Source organism: Microbulbifer maximicatervae (SeqCode) (genome assembly GCF_052467825.1).
This window is the reverse complement of sequence record NZ_CP174327.1, coordinates 4,543,846-4,557,621: the sequence shown is the minus strand read 5'-3', so window position 1 is coordinate 4,557,621 and position 13,776 is coordinate 4,543,846. Positions and strand designations below refer to the sequence as shown.

At 51.5% G+C, this 13,776-nt stretch carries 14 protein-coding genes; 5 read left to right on the top strand and 9 right to left on the bottom strand.

Features of this window, described 5'->3' with window-relative positions:
• Nucleotides 1-6: 6 nt before the first annotated feature.
• The 3 genes from ACJJII_RS20265 (at nucleotide 7) to ACJJII_RS20255 (ending at nucleotide 1,671) form a co-directional block, all read left to right on the top strand.
• Nucleotides 7-480, top strand: coding sequence for a hypothetical protein (locus ACJJII_RS20265; RefSeq protein ID WP_444917508.1), 474 nt, complete (start codon nucleotides 7-9; stop codon nucleotides 478-480).
• Between the two features lie 89 nt (nucleotides 481-569).
• The gene (locus tag ACJJII_RS20260) at nucleotides 570-1,334 is read left to right on the top strand and encodes a hypothetical protein (protein WP_444917507.1); all 765 of its coding nucleotides are present in this window, start codon (nucleotides 570-572) and stop codon (nucleotides 1,332-1,334) included.
• Nucleotides 1,327-1,671, top strand: coding sequence for a hypothetical protein (locus tag ACJJII_RS20255; protein ID WP_444917506.1), 345 nt, complete (start codon nucleotides 1,327-1,329; stop codon nucleotides 1,669-1,671). The genes ACJJII_RS20260 and ACJJII_RS20255 overlap by 8 nt, the downstream gene beginning before the upstream one ends.
• A gap of 258 nt (nucleotides 1,672-1,929) precedes the next feature.
• Here ACJJII_RS20255 and ACJJII_RS20250 read toward each other — a convergent pair whose 3' ends face one another.
• From ACJJII_RS20250 to ACJJII_RS20210, 9 genes are all read right to left on the bottom strand, one after another.
• On the bottom strand, nucleotides 1,930-2,265 hold the full coding sequence (locus ACJJII_RS20250) for a TusE/DsrC/DsvC family sulfur relay protein (protein WP_444907987.1): 336 nt from the start codon (nucleotides 2,263-2,265) through the stop codon (nucleotides 1,930-1,932).
• A gap of 6 nt (nucleotides 2,266-2,271) precedes the next feature.
• The gene (gene tusB, locus ACJJII_RS20245; protein ID WP_444917505.1) at nucleotides 2,272-2,565 is read right to left on the bottom strand and encodes a sulfurtransferase complex subunit TusB; all 294 of its coding nucleotides are present in this window, start codon (nucleotides 2,563-2,565) and stop codon (nucleotides 2,272-2,274) included.
• Nucleotide 2,566: 1 nt separating this feature from the next.
• Nucleotides 2,567-2,929, bottom strand: coding sequence for a sulfurtransferase complex subunit TusC (tusC, locus tag ACJJII_RS20240; protein ID WP_444917504.1), 363 nt, complete (start codon nucleotides 2,927-2,929; stop codon nucleotides 2,567-2,569).
• A 2-nt stretch (nucleotides 2,930-2,931) separates the two neighbouring features.
• Complete coding sequence (tusD, locus tag ACJJII_RS20235; protein WP_444917503.1) at nucleotides 2,932-3,324, bottom strand: sulfurtransferase complex subunit TusD; 393 nt, start codon at nucleotides 3,322-3,324, stop codon at nucleotides 2,932-2,934.
• 65 nt (nucleotides 3,325-3,389) lie between these two features.
• Entirely contained in the window at nucleotides 3,390-4,070 is a 681-nt protein-coding gene (locus ACJJII_RS20230; protein WP_413662363.1) for a Bax inhibitor-1/YccA family protein, read from the bottom strand.
• 239 nt (nucleotides 4,071-4,309) lie between these two features.
• Nucleotides 4,310-6,739 (bottom strand): endonuclease/exonuclease/phosphatase family protein, encoded by a 2,430-nt coding sequence (locus ACJJII_RS20225; RefSeq protein ID WP_444917502.1) that lies wholly within the window; start codon nucleotides 6,737-6,739, stop codon nucleotides 4,310-4,312.
• A 10-nt stretch (nucleotides 6,740-6,749) separates the two neighbouring features.
• Nucleotides 6,750-8,024, bottom strand: a complete 1,275-nt coding sequence (locus ACJJII_RS20220; RefSeq protein ID WP_444917501.1) for a glycosyltransferase — start codon at nucleotides 8,022-8,024, stop codon at nucleotides 6,750-6,752.
• Nucleotides 8,021-10,264: a glucosidase family protein gene (locus tag ACJJII_RS20215; RefSeq protein ID WP_444917500.1), complete on the bottom strand. Its 2,244-nt coding sequence runs from the start codon at nucleotides 10,262-10,264 to the stop codon at nucleotides 8,021-8,023. Before ACJJII_RS20215 ends, ACJJII_RS20220 begins: the two co-directional genes overlap by 4 nt.
• A complete protein-coding gene (locus tag ACJJII_RS20210) occupies nucleotides 10,264-10,971 on the bottom strand; it encodes a TVP38/TMEM64 family protein (protein ID WP_444917499.1) in 708 nt (235 codons plus the stop codon). The genes ACJJII_RS20215 and ACJJII_RS20210 overlap by 1 nt, the downstream gene beginning before the upstream one ends.
• Before the next feature lie 367 nt (nucleotides 10,972-11,338).
• On the opposite strand from ACJJII_RS20210, the gene ACJJII_RS20205 reads away from it, so the two are divergent.
• A complete protein-coding gene (locus ACJJII_RS20205; protein ID WP_444917498.1) occupies nucleotides 11,339-12,661 on the top strand; it encodes a TolC family protein in 1,323 nt (440 codons plus the stop codon).
• Between the two features lie 3 nt (nucleotides 12,662-12,664).
• The gene (locus tag ACJJII_RS20200) at nucleotides 12,665-13,774 is read left to right on the top strand and encodes an efflux RND transporter periplasmic adaptor subunit (RefSeq protein ID WP_444917497.1); all 1,110 of its coding nucleotides are present in this window, start codon (nucleotides 12,665-12,667) and stop codon (nucleotides 13,772-13,774) included.
• Nucleotides 13,775-13,776: the final 2 nt, after the last annotated feature.

Sequence of the window (13,776 nt, the reverse complement as noted above, 5' to 3'; positions counted from 1 at the left end):
TAGGTTGTGGAAGCTGATGGAACGCTGTTAATACTGAATCCTAAAGTGGTTTTACCCAAGCTATTGGTAACTTTCAATTGTATTAGCTGGTTAGCGCTGACCGAGCTTTATCAATTAGCGGGGTTTAAAGAACCGTTAGAAGAATTAGACTATTCCCTCCTCGTTAATGAACCGCTGCCTACGCAGGGTGCCGAGGAGGTACTGGGTGGCGTGGTGATTTATAGCCTGTCCGATGCCTGGATGTACTTTGCCAAAAAGCTTGTGGAGCAGGGGAAAGGTATAGAGCTTTTTGGCGTGATTGAGCGGGATGGCGGCAATATTGAATACTATGCCGTGCGAGATGGCCTGCGTTTTGTTGGGGAGTTTAGCCGGGAAGGTGATGATGAAAATACCGCTTTGGCTGAATGGTTAGCTGTATTGCCAAATGACGTGCGGGAGTATTTTTTAACTCAGGTTTTGGTGGGATGTGAAGAAGACTAATGCCAGGTTTTATCGAACGAAGTGATCAGTAGTTTAGCCTGTCTAGGCTTTGATGAAATTGCTGATGTGACCGTTGCAGAGGATTAGATATGTTGATTTCGCCCGATTTGGAATTTACAAAAGACCCTCAATGGATATCTCAGCGCTTAGAGCGTTGGAAGCCCATTGAAGCATTCTTAAAAGAGGACAATCGCCGAGAAAGGGTTTTAAAAATAAAAAATGCTTTTTTAACTGGGGTATGTGAAGATTTTGGGTTGGCCCGTGGAGGATCTATTGTCTTATATTTTCCTCTGCAAGAAGCAGAGGGCTGGGACTTTGCTTTTATGGATGAAAGGGTAAAACCTGAGGCATTTAAGCGGTATTTTTACAATAGTCTAACAAGTGATTATGAAGATTTTTTTTGGGATCAGGAGTCACGGTTAAGATTCTTTGATTATTTTCACCCTAAAAGCTATCAGTCAGTAATTAAAAGCCGGGTTCCTATAGGTCGTAATCAGAAAATTATAGAGTTAAAAATTGATCTATATGATTTATTGGCTAAGCAGTTATCTGGGTTAATCTTATATGTTGAAGATGGTTTTTATACTCCTATCATTGATCGACAAGCTTATTTTTTCTCCTGCATAGATCAAGTGGGTGATGTTGGACCTCATGCGGCAGAGCCGGCACTAAGGTGCGGGAAAATTATAAAGTGTTTATTAAAGGCTAGATTTCAATTGCTTGGCCAAAAGGTGGGTGAAAAAGAAGATAAAAAACTTGAGTTTTTAGATGAGCTGTACAGTCATATTGCTAATAACCCCGTAGACCCTAGTATTAAAAAAATCTGGCAAGAAGTGGTTGCTGAGTATGAGTGACAATCAATTTGCTATTGATATTAATGTCCCACAGGCCCAATTGTCAGACTGGGTAGTTTTAATTCAAGGTTTGTGTGATGGACAGCTGGGCGCTTACCTCGAAGAGCGGTTGGAAGCTCTTAACCCAGACTCCCTGGCTTTGATGGATAAAGTGCTGGACGACTGGTGTAACTATAGTCGTCCTACTTTTTATGAATTTGAACAGCAGGGTAATCGGCTACGCTGTCACGCTGAGGGCCCAACCGGATTTCACCGCGATCTTGAAGTTTTTCGTGAGGCTTTGGTGCTTTGTGGGGCAACAGTTAACGTGGAGGATAAGAGTTTGTTGGAGCTTTAGGGATACACGGTTTGGACACCCCGTGCGCCGAGTTAAATCGGCAAAAGATTGGAGATGGAAGCCCTCTGCCCGGTAAGGTTTAGCAAACCGCTGGGACCCTGAGTCATGGGCGTTGTTTGCAGCACATATGGATTTGAGCCTTAGAGGCAAAGAACTCGCAAATAAGCACTGACCTTATATGGTGATTAGATAAAATCCATTTAGGTGGTCTGCCGGCCAGGTTGTTTCTAGCTTACCTGGCCAAGTGTTGCGAGGGGATTACAAGCAGTTGGTCGGCTTAGGTAAGCCGGCAATTTTACTGGCCACTTTAGCTGGGCTTGGGGGGAAGAGCTGCATCAAGTAAATACTGCGGCCTTTTTCTGCGCCGAGATGCTGGCCAATATATTTCACCAGCGGGCGCATAGCGGGGGAGAGTTCAAATTCGCGGTAGAATTCTTGTAACAGCTCAATAACTTGCCAGTGTTCCTCGGTTAACTCGATGTCTTCAGCCTTGGCTAACTGAAGGGCGGCATCCCGATTCCAGTCGCTAAGGTTGCGCAGGTAACCCTCTTTGTCTAAAGGGATTTCCTGGCCATTGACTACTAGGTTGCTCATTTTTTGTTACCGAAACCAGCTGACTATGGGTTGATGCTCGGTACAGAGCTGTACCCAGCGCGCATCATCGATCATTTCCACTCTATCCATGTTTATTGCAAGTTGCTGTTGGCCACGGGCAGCGGCGTCTGCTTCAAGGCAGAAAATTTGGGTACTTGGCACCGTTTCCAGAGCCTCGTGCCTCAGCGCATAGACACCATCTTCAATAAGCAGGAGCGAGTCACCCTGGGCAAAAGCACCCAAGCATTCCTTAAGGGCGCTGCTGGTATAAGGGGATTTACTGACAATATGCAAAGTCATATCAGAAGCTCAATACAGTGGGATAGGCGCTGATCAGTGAGCCGGTATCTTTAACGGCTTTAGTCTCGGCGCCGGCAACCTGGATCTGCTCCAGGGTGATATTGCGTTCAGCAAGGCTTTTCTCACAAACGAAAAACTGCTCAATGCCAAACATCGGCAGAGCCTGCAAATTGCGTCGCAGGCTTTTCTGGCCGATATCCGCAGGTGATTGCTGGTCCAGCAACTGGAATACCCCATCGCCGAGAAATAGCAGGTCCATGTCCTGTTCCATCGCCGCCGCTGCCAGTACGGCTTCGATACCTTCTCGCGCCAGGGCATTGCCGTAGGGGGCGGTGCGGCATAGGGCCAATGATTTAGTGCTCATGCTCAGCCTCCAAAGGTAATCAGGCGATCGGAATTGGCGACAGCGTCGGTGAGTTGGCCGAGGCCAGCCAGCTCAAAACCCTCTGCCAAGTTGGCGGCGGGTCTTTCCAGACGCTCGGCCTCTCTCTGATTCAGCACGCCGCGACGTTGGGCAGCGGCAATACAAACTACCAGGTCCAATTGGTGCTGGTGGCCCAGTGCCTGCCACTCTGAAGTCAGATCAGTTTCGTCCTGGGGAGGTGCGGCAATGGCATTGCTGTTTTGCACGCCGTCGCAGTAGAAAAACACTCGATAAATTTCGTGGCCTTGCTTTAGGAGGGCTTTGGCAAACCGGAGTGCACTGGATGAAGACTGGGTGCTGTGGGGGGCTGAGTAGATGGCTAGGGAAAACTTCATAGGGGGCCAAATAGTAAAATGCCCCGCGGTGCGGGGCATTGTGACTTGCTCAACAAGGCTGTTGCTTAGTCGTCTGAAGCAAATCCAAAGATATGCAGCAGGCTGGTGAACAGGTTGAGGATATTCAGGTACAGGGAGGCAGTCGCCATCAGGTAGTTGGTCTCGCCACCATTGATGATTTGGCTGGTGTTGTAGAGAATGAAACCAGACATCAGTAGGGCGATTACGCCGCTCAGGGCAACACTAAACAGCGGCATGTGGATGCCGAAGAAGCCAGCGATGACTACACCCAGGATACATACCAGTACCGCGATCAGGCCAACAGCCAGGAAACCGCCCATAAAGCTGAAGTCTTTGCGGGTAGTCAACACATAGGCAGACAGTGCAAAGAAGATCACTGCAGTGGTGCCCAGGGCTTGCATAATGATCTGACCGCCGCCAGGAATGCTTAAGTAGTGGTTAAGCATTGGGCCAAGTGAGGCGCCTAGCAGGCCAGTAAATGCGAATACAACACCAACGCCTGCGGCGGAATTTGCTGTGCGCGGTAATACGAACCAGATGAGGGCCAGGGCTCCCAGGGAGCAGACCAGGCTCATGCCACGACCCATGCCAATAGACATGGAAATACCGGCGGTAATGGCACTGAAGAGAACGGTCATTGCCAGTAGGGCATAGGTATTGCGCAACACCTTCGCCGATTCCGAGCGATCCAGTGCGCGGGTTTGAGTATAAGCTTGCGGTTGCATTTAGCGACTCCTGCTATTAAGTGATAGAAGAATCATATAGCTCGCAGTGGGGACCTTCAAGTCGGGAAAACCCTTTTAGCGTCCGTCTGCCAGTCTCTATGAATTCACAAAAACCCTATATTTTTAAAGGATTTATTCAAATATTCTCCGCTTATTGTGGGGGCTGTGGGGCATTTTTCAAGTGTTATCGCTCGGGTTGGAGGGTGCGAAGAGTGTGGGGCTCGATAAACCGAGATCGATTACTTTCCACCCTTGATGGGTAGGTCGATATCCACGATCAATGGCAGGTGATCTGAGGCTTGGCGGGTCAGCGATGTCCTGGGCACCCGTACCCGTTTCACATTGAGTCCCGCACTTAGGAACATGTGATCGATACGGACCTTGAGGAAGGTCCCTTTGGGGTTGTGGCGGGGCGCCTGTTCCTGGGCATCCCTGAGATAGCCTCCGAGTCGCTTGCACTCGGCAGAGTTGGGTAGCGCGTTGAAGTCCCCCAGCAGCACTCGCTCTCCGGTGCAGCGGGGATTGCTAAGCCATTCGGGGCCGAGAAGGGCATCTACCTGACGCAGCCGCTCTGCACGGGATAGCCCCAGGTGGGTGTTGATAATCTGGATAGGTTTGCCATTGGCCTCGATTTCCACCCAAACTGCTCCACGCGGTTCGTCTGCAGCGGGGTTAAAAAGTCCCCCTTTGCCGGAGGGAGGGCCGGGCAAAATCCCTTTCTTGATGAGCCGGGCCGGGAGATGGGTGAGGATCGCATCACCGTAGCGCTCCTCTTTCATATTTATGGTGGGCTGGAAGTGCAGGTCCATTGCCAGCAGGCGAGCAAGTCTTTCGGCCTGGTCGAGGCCTCCGGTGCGTTTGCGCATGACATCCAGTTCTTGTAATGCCACCACATCCGGGCGATAGCGGGCAATTACCCGGGCAATTCGCTGCGGGGAGAGCTTGCCATCCAGCCCTCGGCAACTGTGCACGTTGTAGGTCATGATGCGCAAAACAGTTTTTGGCATCCTGTGGTTATCTACCTTCATGGGGCGGGCGCCACGGAGGTAGGCGCGGGCTGTGGAGCGCAGGTCCTGCGGGCGCCAATAGCCCCGACTGGGATCTGGGGGCTGGATATCCTCTGGCATCAGGGCGAAGGCATGGGTTTCATTGGGGCCAGAGCCGCCGTGACTGCCATTCTCCATGGCGAAAGTCATGGGTTGCCGCATACCGGCACACCAGCCGTACATCATAAAGTCGCCAGAGTCCGGGTGCCGGCACAGGCTGGCCATATCCTCTGAGGCTTCAACCGGGTAGGGATGTTCGTCCCCCATCAATTTGCGGCCGTCTTCAGGAAGCTTGATGGGGCCATCTTTCCACCACCCATGCACTGGTGAGGAAGCGGGGGAGGATGGGTCTTCCAGATAGAGTACTAGGGGCACTTTGGCTTGCTCCACCATTCTTTTGGCGGCATCTGCCCGGCTGGTACCGTTCAGATCAATGTTGTACAGCATCGCGATTGGGCCCAGGGCCGCTATGGCAGTAGGCGTTCTATCGCCCTCTTGCGTGGATTCCTCCTCGATGCTGCTTTTGTCCATCCATTCACTGCCGAACAGTCGAGCTCGCTCGAAACGGACTTTTTTGGGGATAGTGGTAGATTTGATCTGCGGCGCTGAAGGTAAATTGGATAGAGCTTCCGAAAGGGCATCGCCAAGACTGCGCCCATTGACCTCTTCATAGGCCACTGTTTGTTCCTGCCCGTGGTCTGAAAAAATCCATACGTCGTAGTGCCGTCGCTCAGAGCTGTGAGCGGCCTTCCAGATTTTGGCTATCGCACTGTCTATCCCCTTCAATACCCAGTGGGCAAAGGCCGATTGCGGCCCACGCCGGTGGGACTGCTCATCGTAACCGAGCAGGTTGATATAAATAACCGGCAGGCCGCGGGTGATATCAACTTTCACCCCCATGGTGCACAGCTCTCTAGTGAGAATGGTGATGGCGACCCGTGTGGGAATAAACATCAATTCCTTAATCAGGTTTTGGCCACCGATTATCCCGCGTACGCAGTCGACTAGAGATAAAACCAGCTCGATCAAAATTAACGCGGTAGTGCGAACAAGGCTCCAAATATTGGTGACAATCAGAATGGCGATTGCCATGGGGCTGGCTTCGCGCAGTGCCGGGCCCCATCCCTGGTCGGCGGGGCAGAAGTGCGCTTCACCGGTTTTTGTTCCGGCTTTAAATAGGCTGAGATAACAGCTGCCCCCACGCAACAGTGGATCGCGGTGTTGAGTCTTAATTCTTTTTTCGACCAGGGCGGCAACCTCAGGATCGTACATCCGTCCGAGTTTTTGCGTTTCGTGGACGAGGAAGCCAAATGCAGGTACGGCCTGGCGCACTCCATAAAAAAGTTCGGCCTGTACTGCAGGAGTTGTCGATGGGACTCCCGGATACATATGCTCCAGGCGATAGTGCTCTTTTCTGATTAGCCGCTTCAGAAATGGCATTCGCCCTCGGGCCAGTGCTTTGAGAAGTTCGGGGTAGGCCAGTCCGTCAATCTGGATCAAAATTAGCCCCGGAGCATGGGGGCTATTTGGGTTGGTGGATAGTCCGAGCAAGCGAGTAATCCACTCGCTGCGACTGAGTCGGCGGCGCCAGCGTCTGATTGATAGTCCGATACGGCTTAACATAATTTCTGGACTAACGCTTGGGTGGTTGATTCAAGGCTGCGCCTGCGGCTTCTGTGAAGCCCTCGAAAATCTCCCACTGTATGGTGATTAATTTTCCAGTGCGTATACATCGCGCATAAATAGAGTTATCAAGCGGCCAGTTGTAGTGCACGAGGGGTTGATAGAGATCCAGTGCTCGCTGGGCACAGCTATTCATGGAAAAATCCTGGGCCGTTATTCTGGCTTCCTTAATCATCTGCTGGCGGTGGTCGTTAGACAGGTTGTGGAACCAGCGTATCGCCGCCACAAAATCATTCAGCGATTCTTTGGTTACCAGGCAGCCGTTAATACCTTGCTTCAATATATCTCTCGATCCATTGGCTTCCAGGGCGATCACGGGAACTCCAGAGGCCATCGCCTCAGACAGCACTAGACCTTGGGTTTCAGTAGTGGAAGTAAATAGGAAGGTGTCCATCGCGCTATAGACATCCCGGCGGGCATCACCAATGACTTTCCCTGGCATATGTACACGTTGCATTAATTTTTTGTCGGTAAAAAACTGCTGGAGCTGATCTTCCAATGGGCCGCTGCCAGCGAGAAGAAAGTGTGCGGATGGATACTCCTGTAAAAATTTGGCGACGGCCTGACAAAGAAAAACCAGGTTTTTTTCCTTCCCGAAGCGGCCCAGATGTCCCAACAAGAATGCTGATGCAGGTATTTTCAGTTTTTTCCTGAGCTTATTTCCTTTTCCATGGGCGTATTGCTCTGGGTGCACTCCCGTAGGGACTTCCGCGATTGGAGTTTGTACCCCTCGCTCCCGGAGAAGTCTCACAATACTCAGGCTTGGGGCTAAGACCAGATTTGCTTTATTGGCAAAGCGGGTGGCAACTTCCATTACAAAGCGTTTGAGCGCTTGTGAATCTCCCATCAAGTTGTGGGTGTAGTGCTCGTACAATGTGTGATGGGTAAAAACGAGCGGTAGCTCGCGCTCTCGCGAAATACGTAGGGCAGTCAGCCCCAGGAGAAAAGGGTGGTGGGCATGGAGGATATCCGGACGGAATTTATCCAGGGCATCATTCAATACGCCTGAGAATGGCAGTGCCATGGAAAAGTCGGTGCCATTAAAATTCTGGATTGAGTGAATTCTCAGAACATGTTCTTCATCGTCAGATTTTTGCGGGAACTCGGGTGCGATAACCAGTACTTTGTGCCCACGTTTGCGATATTCCTCACTAAAAGCGGCGACGGAGTGCGCAACGCCGCCCACGTGAGGTAAGTAGGTGTTGGTGAGCATCACGATATTCACTTGGGGCTCAACTCCACACTCTGTGATTCGTCGGTGATCAGCACTGGCCGGAAGCCGATGGCCTTAATGGCGATAGGTGGGGGCTTACCATGCCAATCGGCAGCCCAAGAGACCGTTGGCGTGGAGCCTGGTTGAATCTCCAGGGTGACCGAGCCAAACCGGGTTGGCGCGGGCCCAAAGCGGATGGGCTGATCTGAGTCAGTACCTTTGAGCCACTCGGGGGGAAGCCCGGAGATGAGAACCAGAGCGTCCTGCTCTTCGCGGACAAAGCAATTGCGTTGCATCGCCACCCACTCAGCCGCTGCCCAGGCGTGCTGTCCATCCCCCATGCATCCGCCGAGAGAATGGGGGTGGATGGCTTCCGGCCATTGCCCTGTTGGCGATGCCAGTTCTGCGACACTGCGCATAAGGTCAATACAGCGGGCATCTCCAGCGCGAAGCAATACCTGGGCAATGTGGAGAGTGAGGTAGGCGTTAATGCCGGAATGGATCATGTCCTGGAAAAACCCGCCGCTCACAAAGCACTTTTCCATCAGGTATTCCGCCAGGTCTACCAACCTCGGGTCCTCTGGTGGGTAGAGTTGCAAGGGATAGCCTGCGGCGATCGACCCTACGGCACCGGCATCCAGGCGCCGGTTTGGTGAGGCTGGCATCGCGGGGCGGCCCAGGCGGTCCTGTGCATCCTGCAAGCTTTGATCAATAGTGCGCTGGAAGTCGCTGGCCGCGGTATTGAAGCGATGGGCGTTGTCATCCATACCTTCGCGCGTGCAAATACTGGCGGCACTCTGCAGACCGGCGACACCCCAGAAATCGTCCCAGTAGTAGCAGTCGTTGGGGCCCAGGTGTTCTGCACTGAATCCCGCTGGTAGCAGCCCCCCACAGGGGCTGCCATCATTCGGCAGGCGCTTGTTGATAATCCATTTGGCACCCCTGACGACAGGCTCGCACCACGGCTGCTTTAAGGGTTTGCCGGTTAATTCACAATAGAGATTGAAGATCCAAAGGGCTTCACCATTGGAGTCCCATTCGCCGTCCTGGGAGTGAAAAAAACCATCCCGTTTTTGCCGGTGGGGAAATTGCTCCAGAGCTCTTTCTGCGCGGTTTGTCAGTCCGGCATAAAGCAGCGATTGAATCATAAATGCCGCGTCCCGAAACCAAAACCGTTTGTAGGTGTAAGGACCCGGGTAGACATCTTTGGGAGAGTGGAGAATAAGGGTGCGTATTGCTGAGTCGTAGAGAAACTGAAACTTTTCGTCGGGAACGGTCAGGGCGCAGTGGCCTTCCAGGACATGTTCCCAGCAAAGGGGAGAGCGCTGTTTACTCTCCTCTGTGACCAGGGGAATAGCAACCTCAATCTTGCGGGATTTTCGGTCTTCGATGCGAAACATAGCGGCAGCGGAGGCCATGCCAATATCGCAGAGCCCCTCGCGATTGCTCTCTTTGTCTCGGAGATGGAGGTAGATATCGCCGCGCTTGTAATTGGATGCCAGGTGTTTGTCTACCGGCTGGCTGAACTCTACGGCGGCCTTGTCTTCAATAAGCCAATTGCGCCCGCTATCGCCCAGGCGAACCTTGTGAACAAAGCTGACGCCTTCAGGGTTGCAGGGTCGCAAGACCACCATTAGCCAGCCGCCTCCCGGGCATTGGGCATTGAGTTCAAGCACACAGCGAGAGTGGCCTTGGAGCAGGCTTGCTGAGGCCCTATTGTGCAACTTAAGGCCCCGACGATGGGATTCGGTAACTATTGCAATATCATCTCCCAGCTCCTGGCGCTGATTGCAGAAGCCGAGGGTGGAAGGCATTAGCTCTTCACCGCTATCACTGATGACCCAGACATCGATAGACCAGCCATCGTAGTGGGGCGTAAGCAGGCCTCGGGGGTCGACAATCGGCAGTTCTTCGCAGTCGGGTATACCTACAGCAGTCCAGTTGCGGTGGCTCAAATTACAGTGGCTAATGGAAAAAGCCCGGGGGATAAACGACTTGTCATAGGGATCGAACTGGCGCTGAATCCAGTAGGGCCACACCCAGTCCAAGTTGTGTTGTATGACTTTACTGTTGATCAGTGCTCGAGCGTGAAATACCGCCCCTGCGCGTAGCAGCTCGATGGGTTCACTCACCTCTGAAGGCTCGGCAAAGCGCTGTAGATGCGCCATCAATGTGAGTGGATCAAGGAAACCGTGAGCGGTGGCAAAGCGGCGTACGAAGAAGCGCCAAGGCAGCCATTTCATCCAAGGCATCAGAGGTCCTCTTCTTTAATAATTCTTTTCAATGCACGACGAGCCATTCGAGTGAGCCCGATTAGTGCGATGACGGCCAGGGCGAATCCGGCAATATAAAATCCCCACTGAACCGGAGTGCGTTCCTCAACCTTGCCCAGGGAGGTGAGATCTGCTGCGATGGAGCCGATATAAACGTTGTGCAAGGTAAGGGGGATAATTCCCAGGGCATTTCCGATTACAAAGTCACGCAGTCGAACTGGAGTCAGTCCAAAGAAGTAGTTCGACAACTTGAAGGGAAATAGGGGAACCAGTCGGGTCAACATAATCATTTGCCAGCCCTCGCGACGAATCACTTCGCCAACAGTCGCGGGCTTGATATGAGACATAACCCACCGAGAGGGCTTCTCGCCGAGAAGGTAGCGGGCGATAAGAAATGCGAGGGTTGCCCCAAGTACGGTGCCGGCAATAACCAGTAGAGTTCCTTTTATAACGCCAAATACAAACCCCGCCCCCATGGTAAAAATTACGCCAGGGAGTAAAAAGACGATTGCTGCGGCCACAATTAAGATAAATAGCAAACTTGTCTGCCAGCCCTGCTCATTGAGCCACTGCATCAGCTCAATAATCTGATCATCCAGGTCAAAATAAACCAATAAGCTCAACACCCCAGCCACGGCGATAGTGCAAACCGCGAGAATCAATAGAGGAATAAACTTCACCGCCATAGGGTTTTCCACGGAACCAAAGAAATACGGTTTTGATTGCCGCCATTAACTAGCCTAGCTAAAGGATCGCGACAGGTGCTGCTTCTTTATGGCGTCTACACAGTTTCTGTTCGGAAAACTGATGGGTGGGGGTTATCCGCTCTAAGAGGTGCTGGTGTTTTCGAAAATGAATCTCTAGTCGCGAGTCGGTGGAATATAAATTCATTAAGTTATTAAAAATATGAATATTATCCAAGGGGATAAATAGGAATCCGCCAGTCTGGGGCCAGCAGTCCGGCCAGTGGCTGTCAACAGATATACTTACTCGATCCTAAATTTATTTGCGCAGTGAGCAGATTTAAATTGTTGCTGGAAATAGAGGTGGCCGTTGTTCGAGTGCGCGCTCGCAATACTGCTGACTGGCGGCGGAGCCTGGAGCTATGCCAGCGAGCCTGTTTTGACCCTGGAAGATGCCGTCGATTTGGCAGTGACAGCTAATTTACGGGTTCAGGCGGCTGCGCTTGAAGTTAATGAGGTTTGGGATGACGTCGAGGCATTAAAAACAAAGCGCTATCCCCGGCTGGAAATGAATGCAGGGATAATCGATAACTTAACACGCCAGAGGTACACCTTTGATCGTGGCGTTTTTGTGCAGAATTCTCCGATAGGCCCTATCCCTCCTAGGGATATAGAGATCACATCAGAGGAAGGTGTGACCAAGACCTTCTCTGTCAGCGCGACCCAACCTATCACACAGCTATACACAATAGAGCTAGAGATTTGTGAGGGCTACGTTGTCACTGAAATGGCGGAGGAAAAGGTTCGCTTGGTGCAGCAGGATATAGGCTACCTCACCAAGATCCAGTATTTTGAAATTGGCAGAATCCTTGGTGATTTACAGGCCGTGGATGAAGCCATTATCTTCCTGACTTCTTTGAGTGAACTTGTAGGGAATTATGTTGCACAACAAGTTGCCCTCGAGTATGAACTTTTGGATGTGCGAGCACGCCTGGCCCAGCGCAGGCTGGAGCGCCAGCGCCTTATCGATGAGATGGCGACAGCGAAGGAGCGTCTCAATGCGTTGATGGCCCGGGATGTTGAAACGCCCTTCAATATTCAGAGTCTACCAAACCCACATCATTTAGCGTTCGATGTCGAAACCTCTTTAGGACTTGCCTTTGAGCAGCGTCCAGATCTCGCTGAATCAGAGCTGTCGATTGAGCGGGCTGAATATAGTTACGATGTGAAGAAGTCCGAGTATATCCCCGAAGTAGATTTGAATATTGAATACCTAAAGCTTTATGACGTCAGTTTAATACCCGATGCTGAAGCTTTCATTGCCCTGGAGATGCGCTGGGAATTTTTTGATTGGGGGCGGAAACGGGATGAACTTTCCAGTCGTGCCAATAAAATTCTCGAAGCGGAAAAAAAGTCTGAAGAGGTTCGAAATCGAATAGAAATAGAGGTTCGTGAAAGCTTGCGTCGCTTGCGCACTTCTCAAGAGTCTGTAGGGGTTGCGCGGGAATTACAAGCCGCTTATCGGGAAAAAGTACGGGTAATGACAAATCGTTACCGCGAACAAGCTGCCGTCCTGAGTGATGTCCTGGAGGCGGAGAAGCAGCTTTTTCGTGCGAATAGCGACTACAATCGAGCGGTACTGTCTGTATGGGGAACACTGGCTGAATATGAACGGTCGGTGGGGGAGGTGTGATAAATGCGTGTTATCAGCCTCTGCATTATCGCTTTATTAGTGGTCGTCGGTGGTTGCCACCGCCAACCACCGGAGAGAAAGCCCACACCGGTGGAAGTTTTTGTTGCCCGCTCGCAAGACGCAGCAGCTGGTTATCCTTACTCCGCAGTCGTCAATCCTTATACGCAAGTTGATGTAGCATTCCGTACAGAGGGCTATGTACGTGTAATACCCTCGCGAAAGGCGCTCGGGCAGACTCGTTTGCTGCAAGGAGGGGATTACGTTAAACGCCATGAAGTATTGGCGAAGATTGATGACGAGCAATATAGAGATCGCGTGGTGGAATCCGCTGCAAATGTGAGTAAAGCAGAAGCAGAGAGGCGTAAAGCTGACCTCAATTACAAACGGGCAACTGCGCTTTTTGCCACTGCCAGTATTACCGCGCCTGATTATGATTCAGCCAGGGAAGAGTATGAAATTGCGCAGGCAGCAGTAGTTGGCAGTAAGGCCCATTTAGACAGGGCAGAGGAAGAGTTACGAGATACAGTACTGCGCTCTCCGCTGACTGGAATTATCCTGCAACGTAACATTGAGGTGGGCACATTGGTTCACTCGCAGTCGGTTGGCTTCGTTGTGGCTGATATTTCCCGTGTTAAGGTTGTATTTTCCGTACCGGACATCGTGTTGAGTTATGCTCCACTGGGCAGTGTGGTGTCATTGCGTACAGAGTCTTTACCAGACCTTACATTCAAGGGCATGATCACTGAAGTTTCGCCCATGGCTGATCCCCGCACCAGAGTTTTCGCAATTACGGTCACTGTTGACAATCCAAAAGCGCAATTACGGGTAGGAATGATTATGTCTTTGGCCCTGGATAAAATACCGATACCTCCAGATAGGGTCGTTATACCTCTCTCATGTTTAGTAGCTCATCCTGGTAAATCTAAAGGATTCGCTGTATTTGTGCTGGAAAGAGACAAGGAATTATTGCGAGCAAAACTAAGAAAAGTGCTCCCGGGGCAAGTGGTTGGCAATGATATTGTAATTATCCAGGGGTTAACAGAGGGCGAGGAGGTTGTATCAACTGGTGCTGCCCAGCTCAGAGATGGGGAAGCTATAATTGTCGTGCCTTGAGG

Excerpts from the sequence above, each read along its gene's own strand:
- tusB (WP_444917505.1), bottom strand. The coding sequence starts at position 2,565 with ATGACTTTGCATATTGTCAGTAAATCCCCTTATACCAGCAGCGCCCTT.
- ACJJII_RS20200 (WP_444917497.1), top strand. The coding sequence starts at position 12,665 with ATGCGTGTTATCAGCCTCTGCATTATCGCTTTATTAGTGGTCGTCGGT.
- tusC (WP_444917504.1), bottom strand. The coding sequence starts at position 2,929 with ATGAGCACTAAATCATTGGCCCTATGCCGCACCGCCCCCTACGGCAAT.
- ACJJII_RS20250 (WP_444907987.1), bottom strand. The coding sequence starts at position 2,265 with ATGAGCAACCTAGTAGTCAATGGCCAGGAAATCCCTTTAGACAAAGAG.
- ACJJII_RS20260 (WP_444917507.1), top strand. The coding sequence starts at position 570 with ATGTTGATTTCGCCCGATTTGGAATTTACAAAAGACCCTCAATGGATA.
- ACJJII_RS20215 (WP_444917500.1), bottom strand. The coding sequence starts at position 10,264 with ATGCCTTGGATGAAATGGCTGCCTTGGCGCTTCTTCGTACGCCGCTTT.
- ACJJII_RS20230 (WP_413662363.1), bottom strand. The coding sequence starts at position 4,070 with ATGCAACCGCAAGCTTATACTCAAACCCGCGCACTGGATCGCTCGGAA.
- ACJJII_RS20210 (WP_444917499.1), bottom strand. The coding sequence starts at position 10,971 with ATGGCGGTGAAGTTTATTCCTCTATTGATTCTCGCGGTTTGCACTATC.
- ACJJII_RS20255 (WP_444917506.1), top strand. The coding sequence starts at position 1,327 with ATGAGTGACAATCAATTTGCTATTGATATTAATGTCCCACAGGCCCAA.
- ACJJII_RS20225 (WP_444917502.1), bottom strand. The coding sequence starts at position 6,739 with ATGTTAAGCCGTATCGGACTATCAATCAGACGCTGGCGCCGCCGACTC.
- tusD (WP_444917503.1), bottom strand. The coding sequence starts at position 3,324 with ATGAAGTTTTCCCTAGCCATCTACTCAGCCCCCCACAGCACCCAGTCT.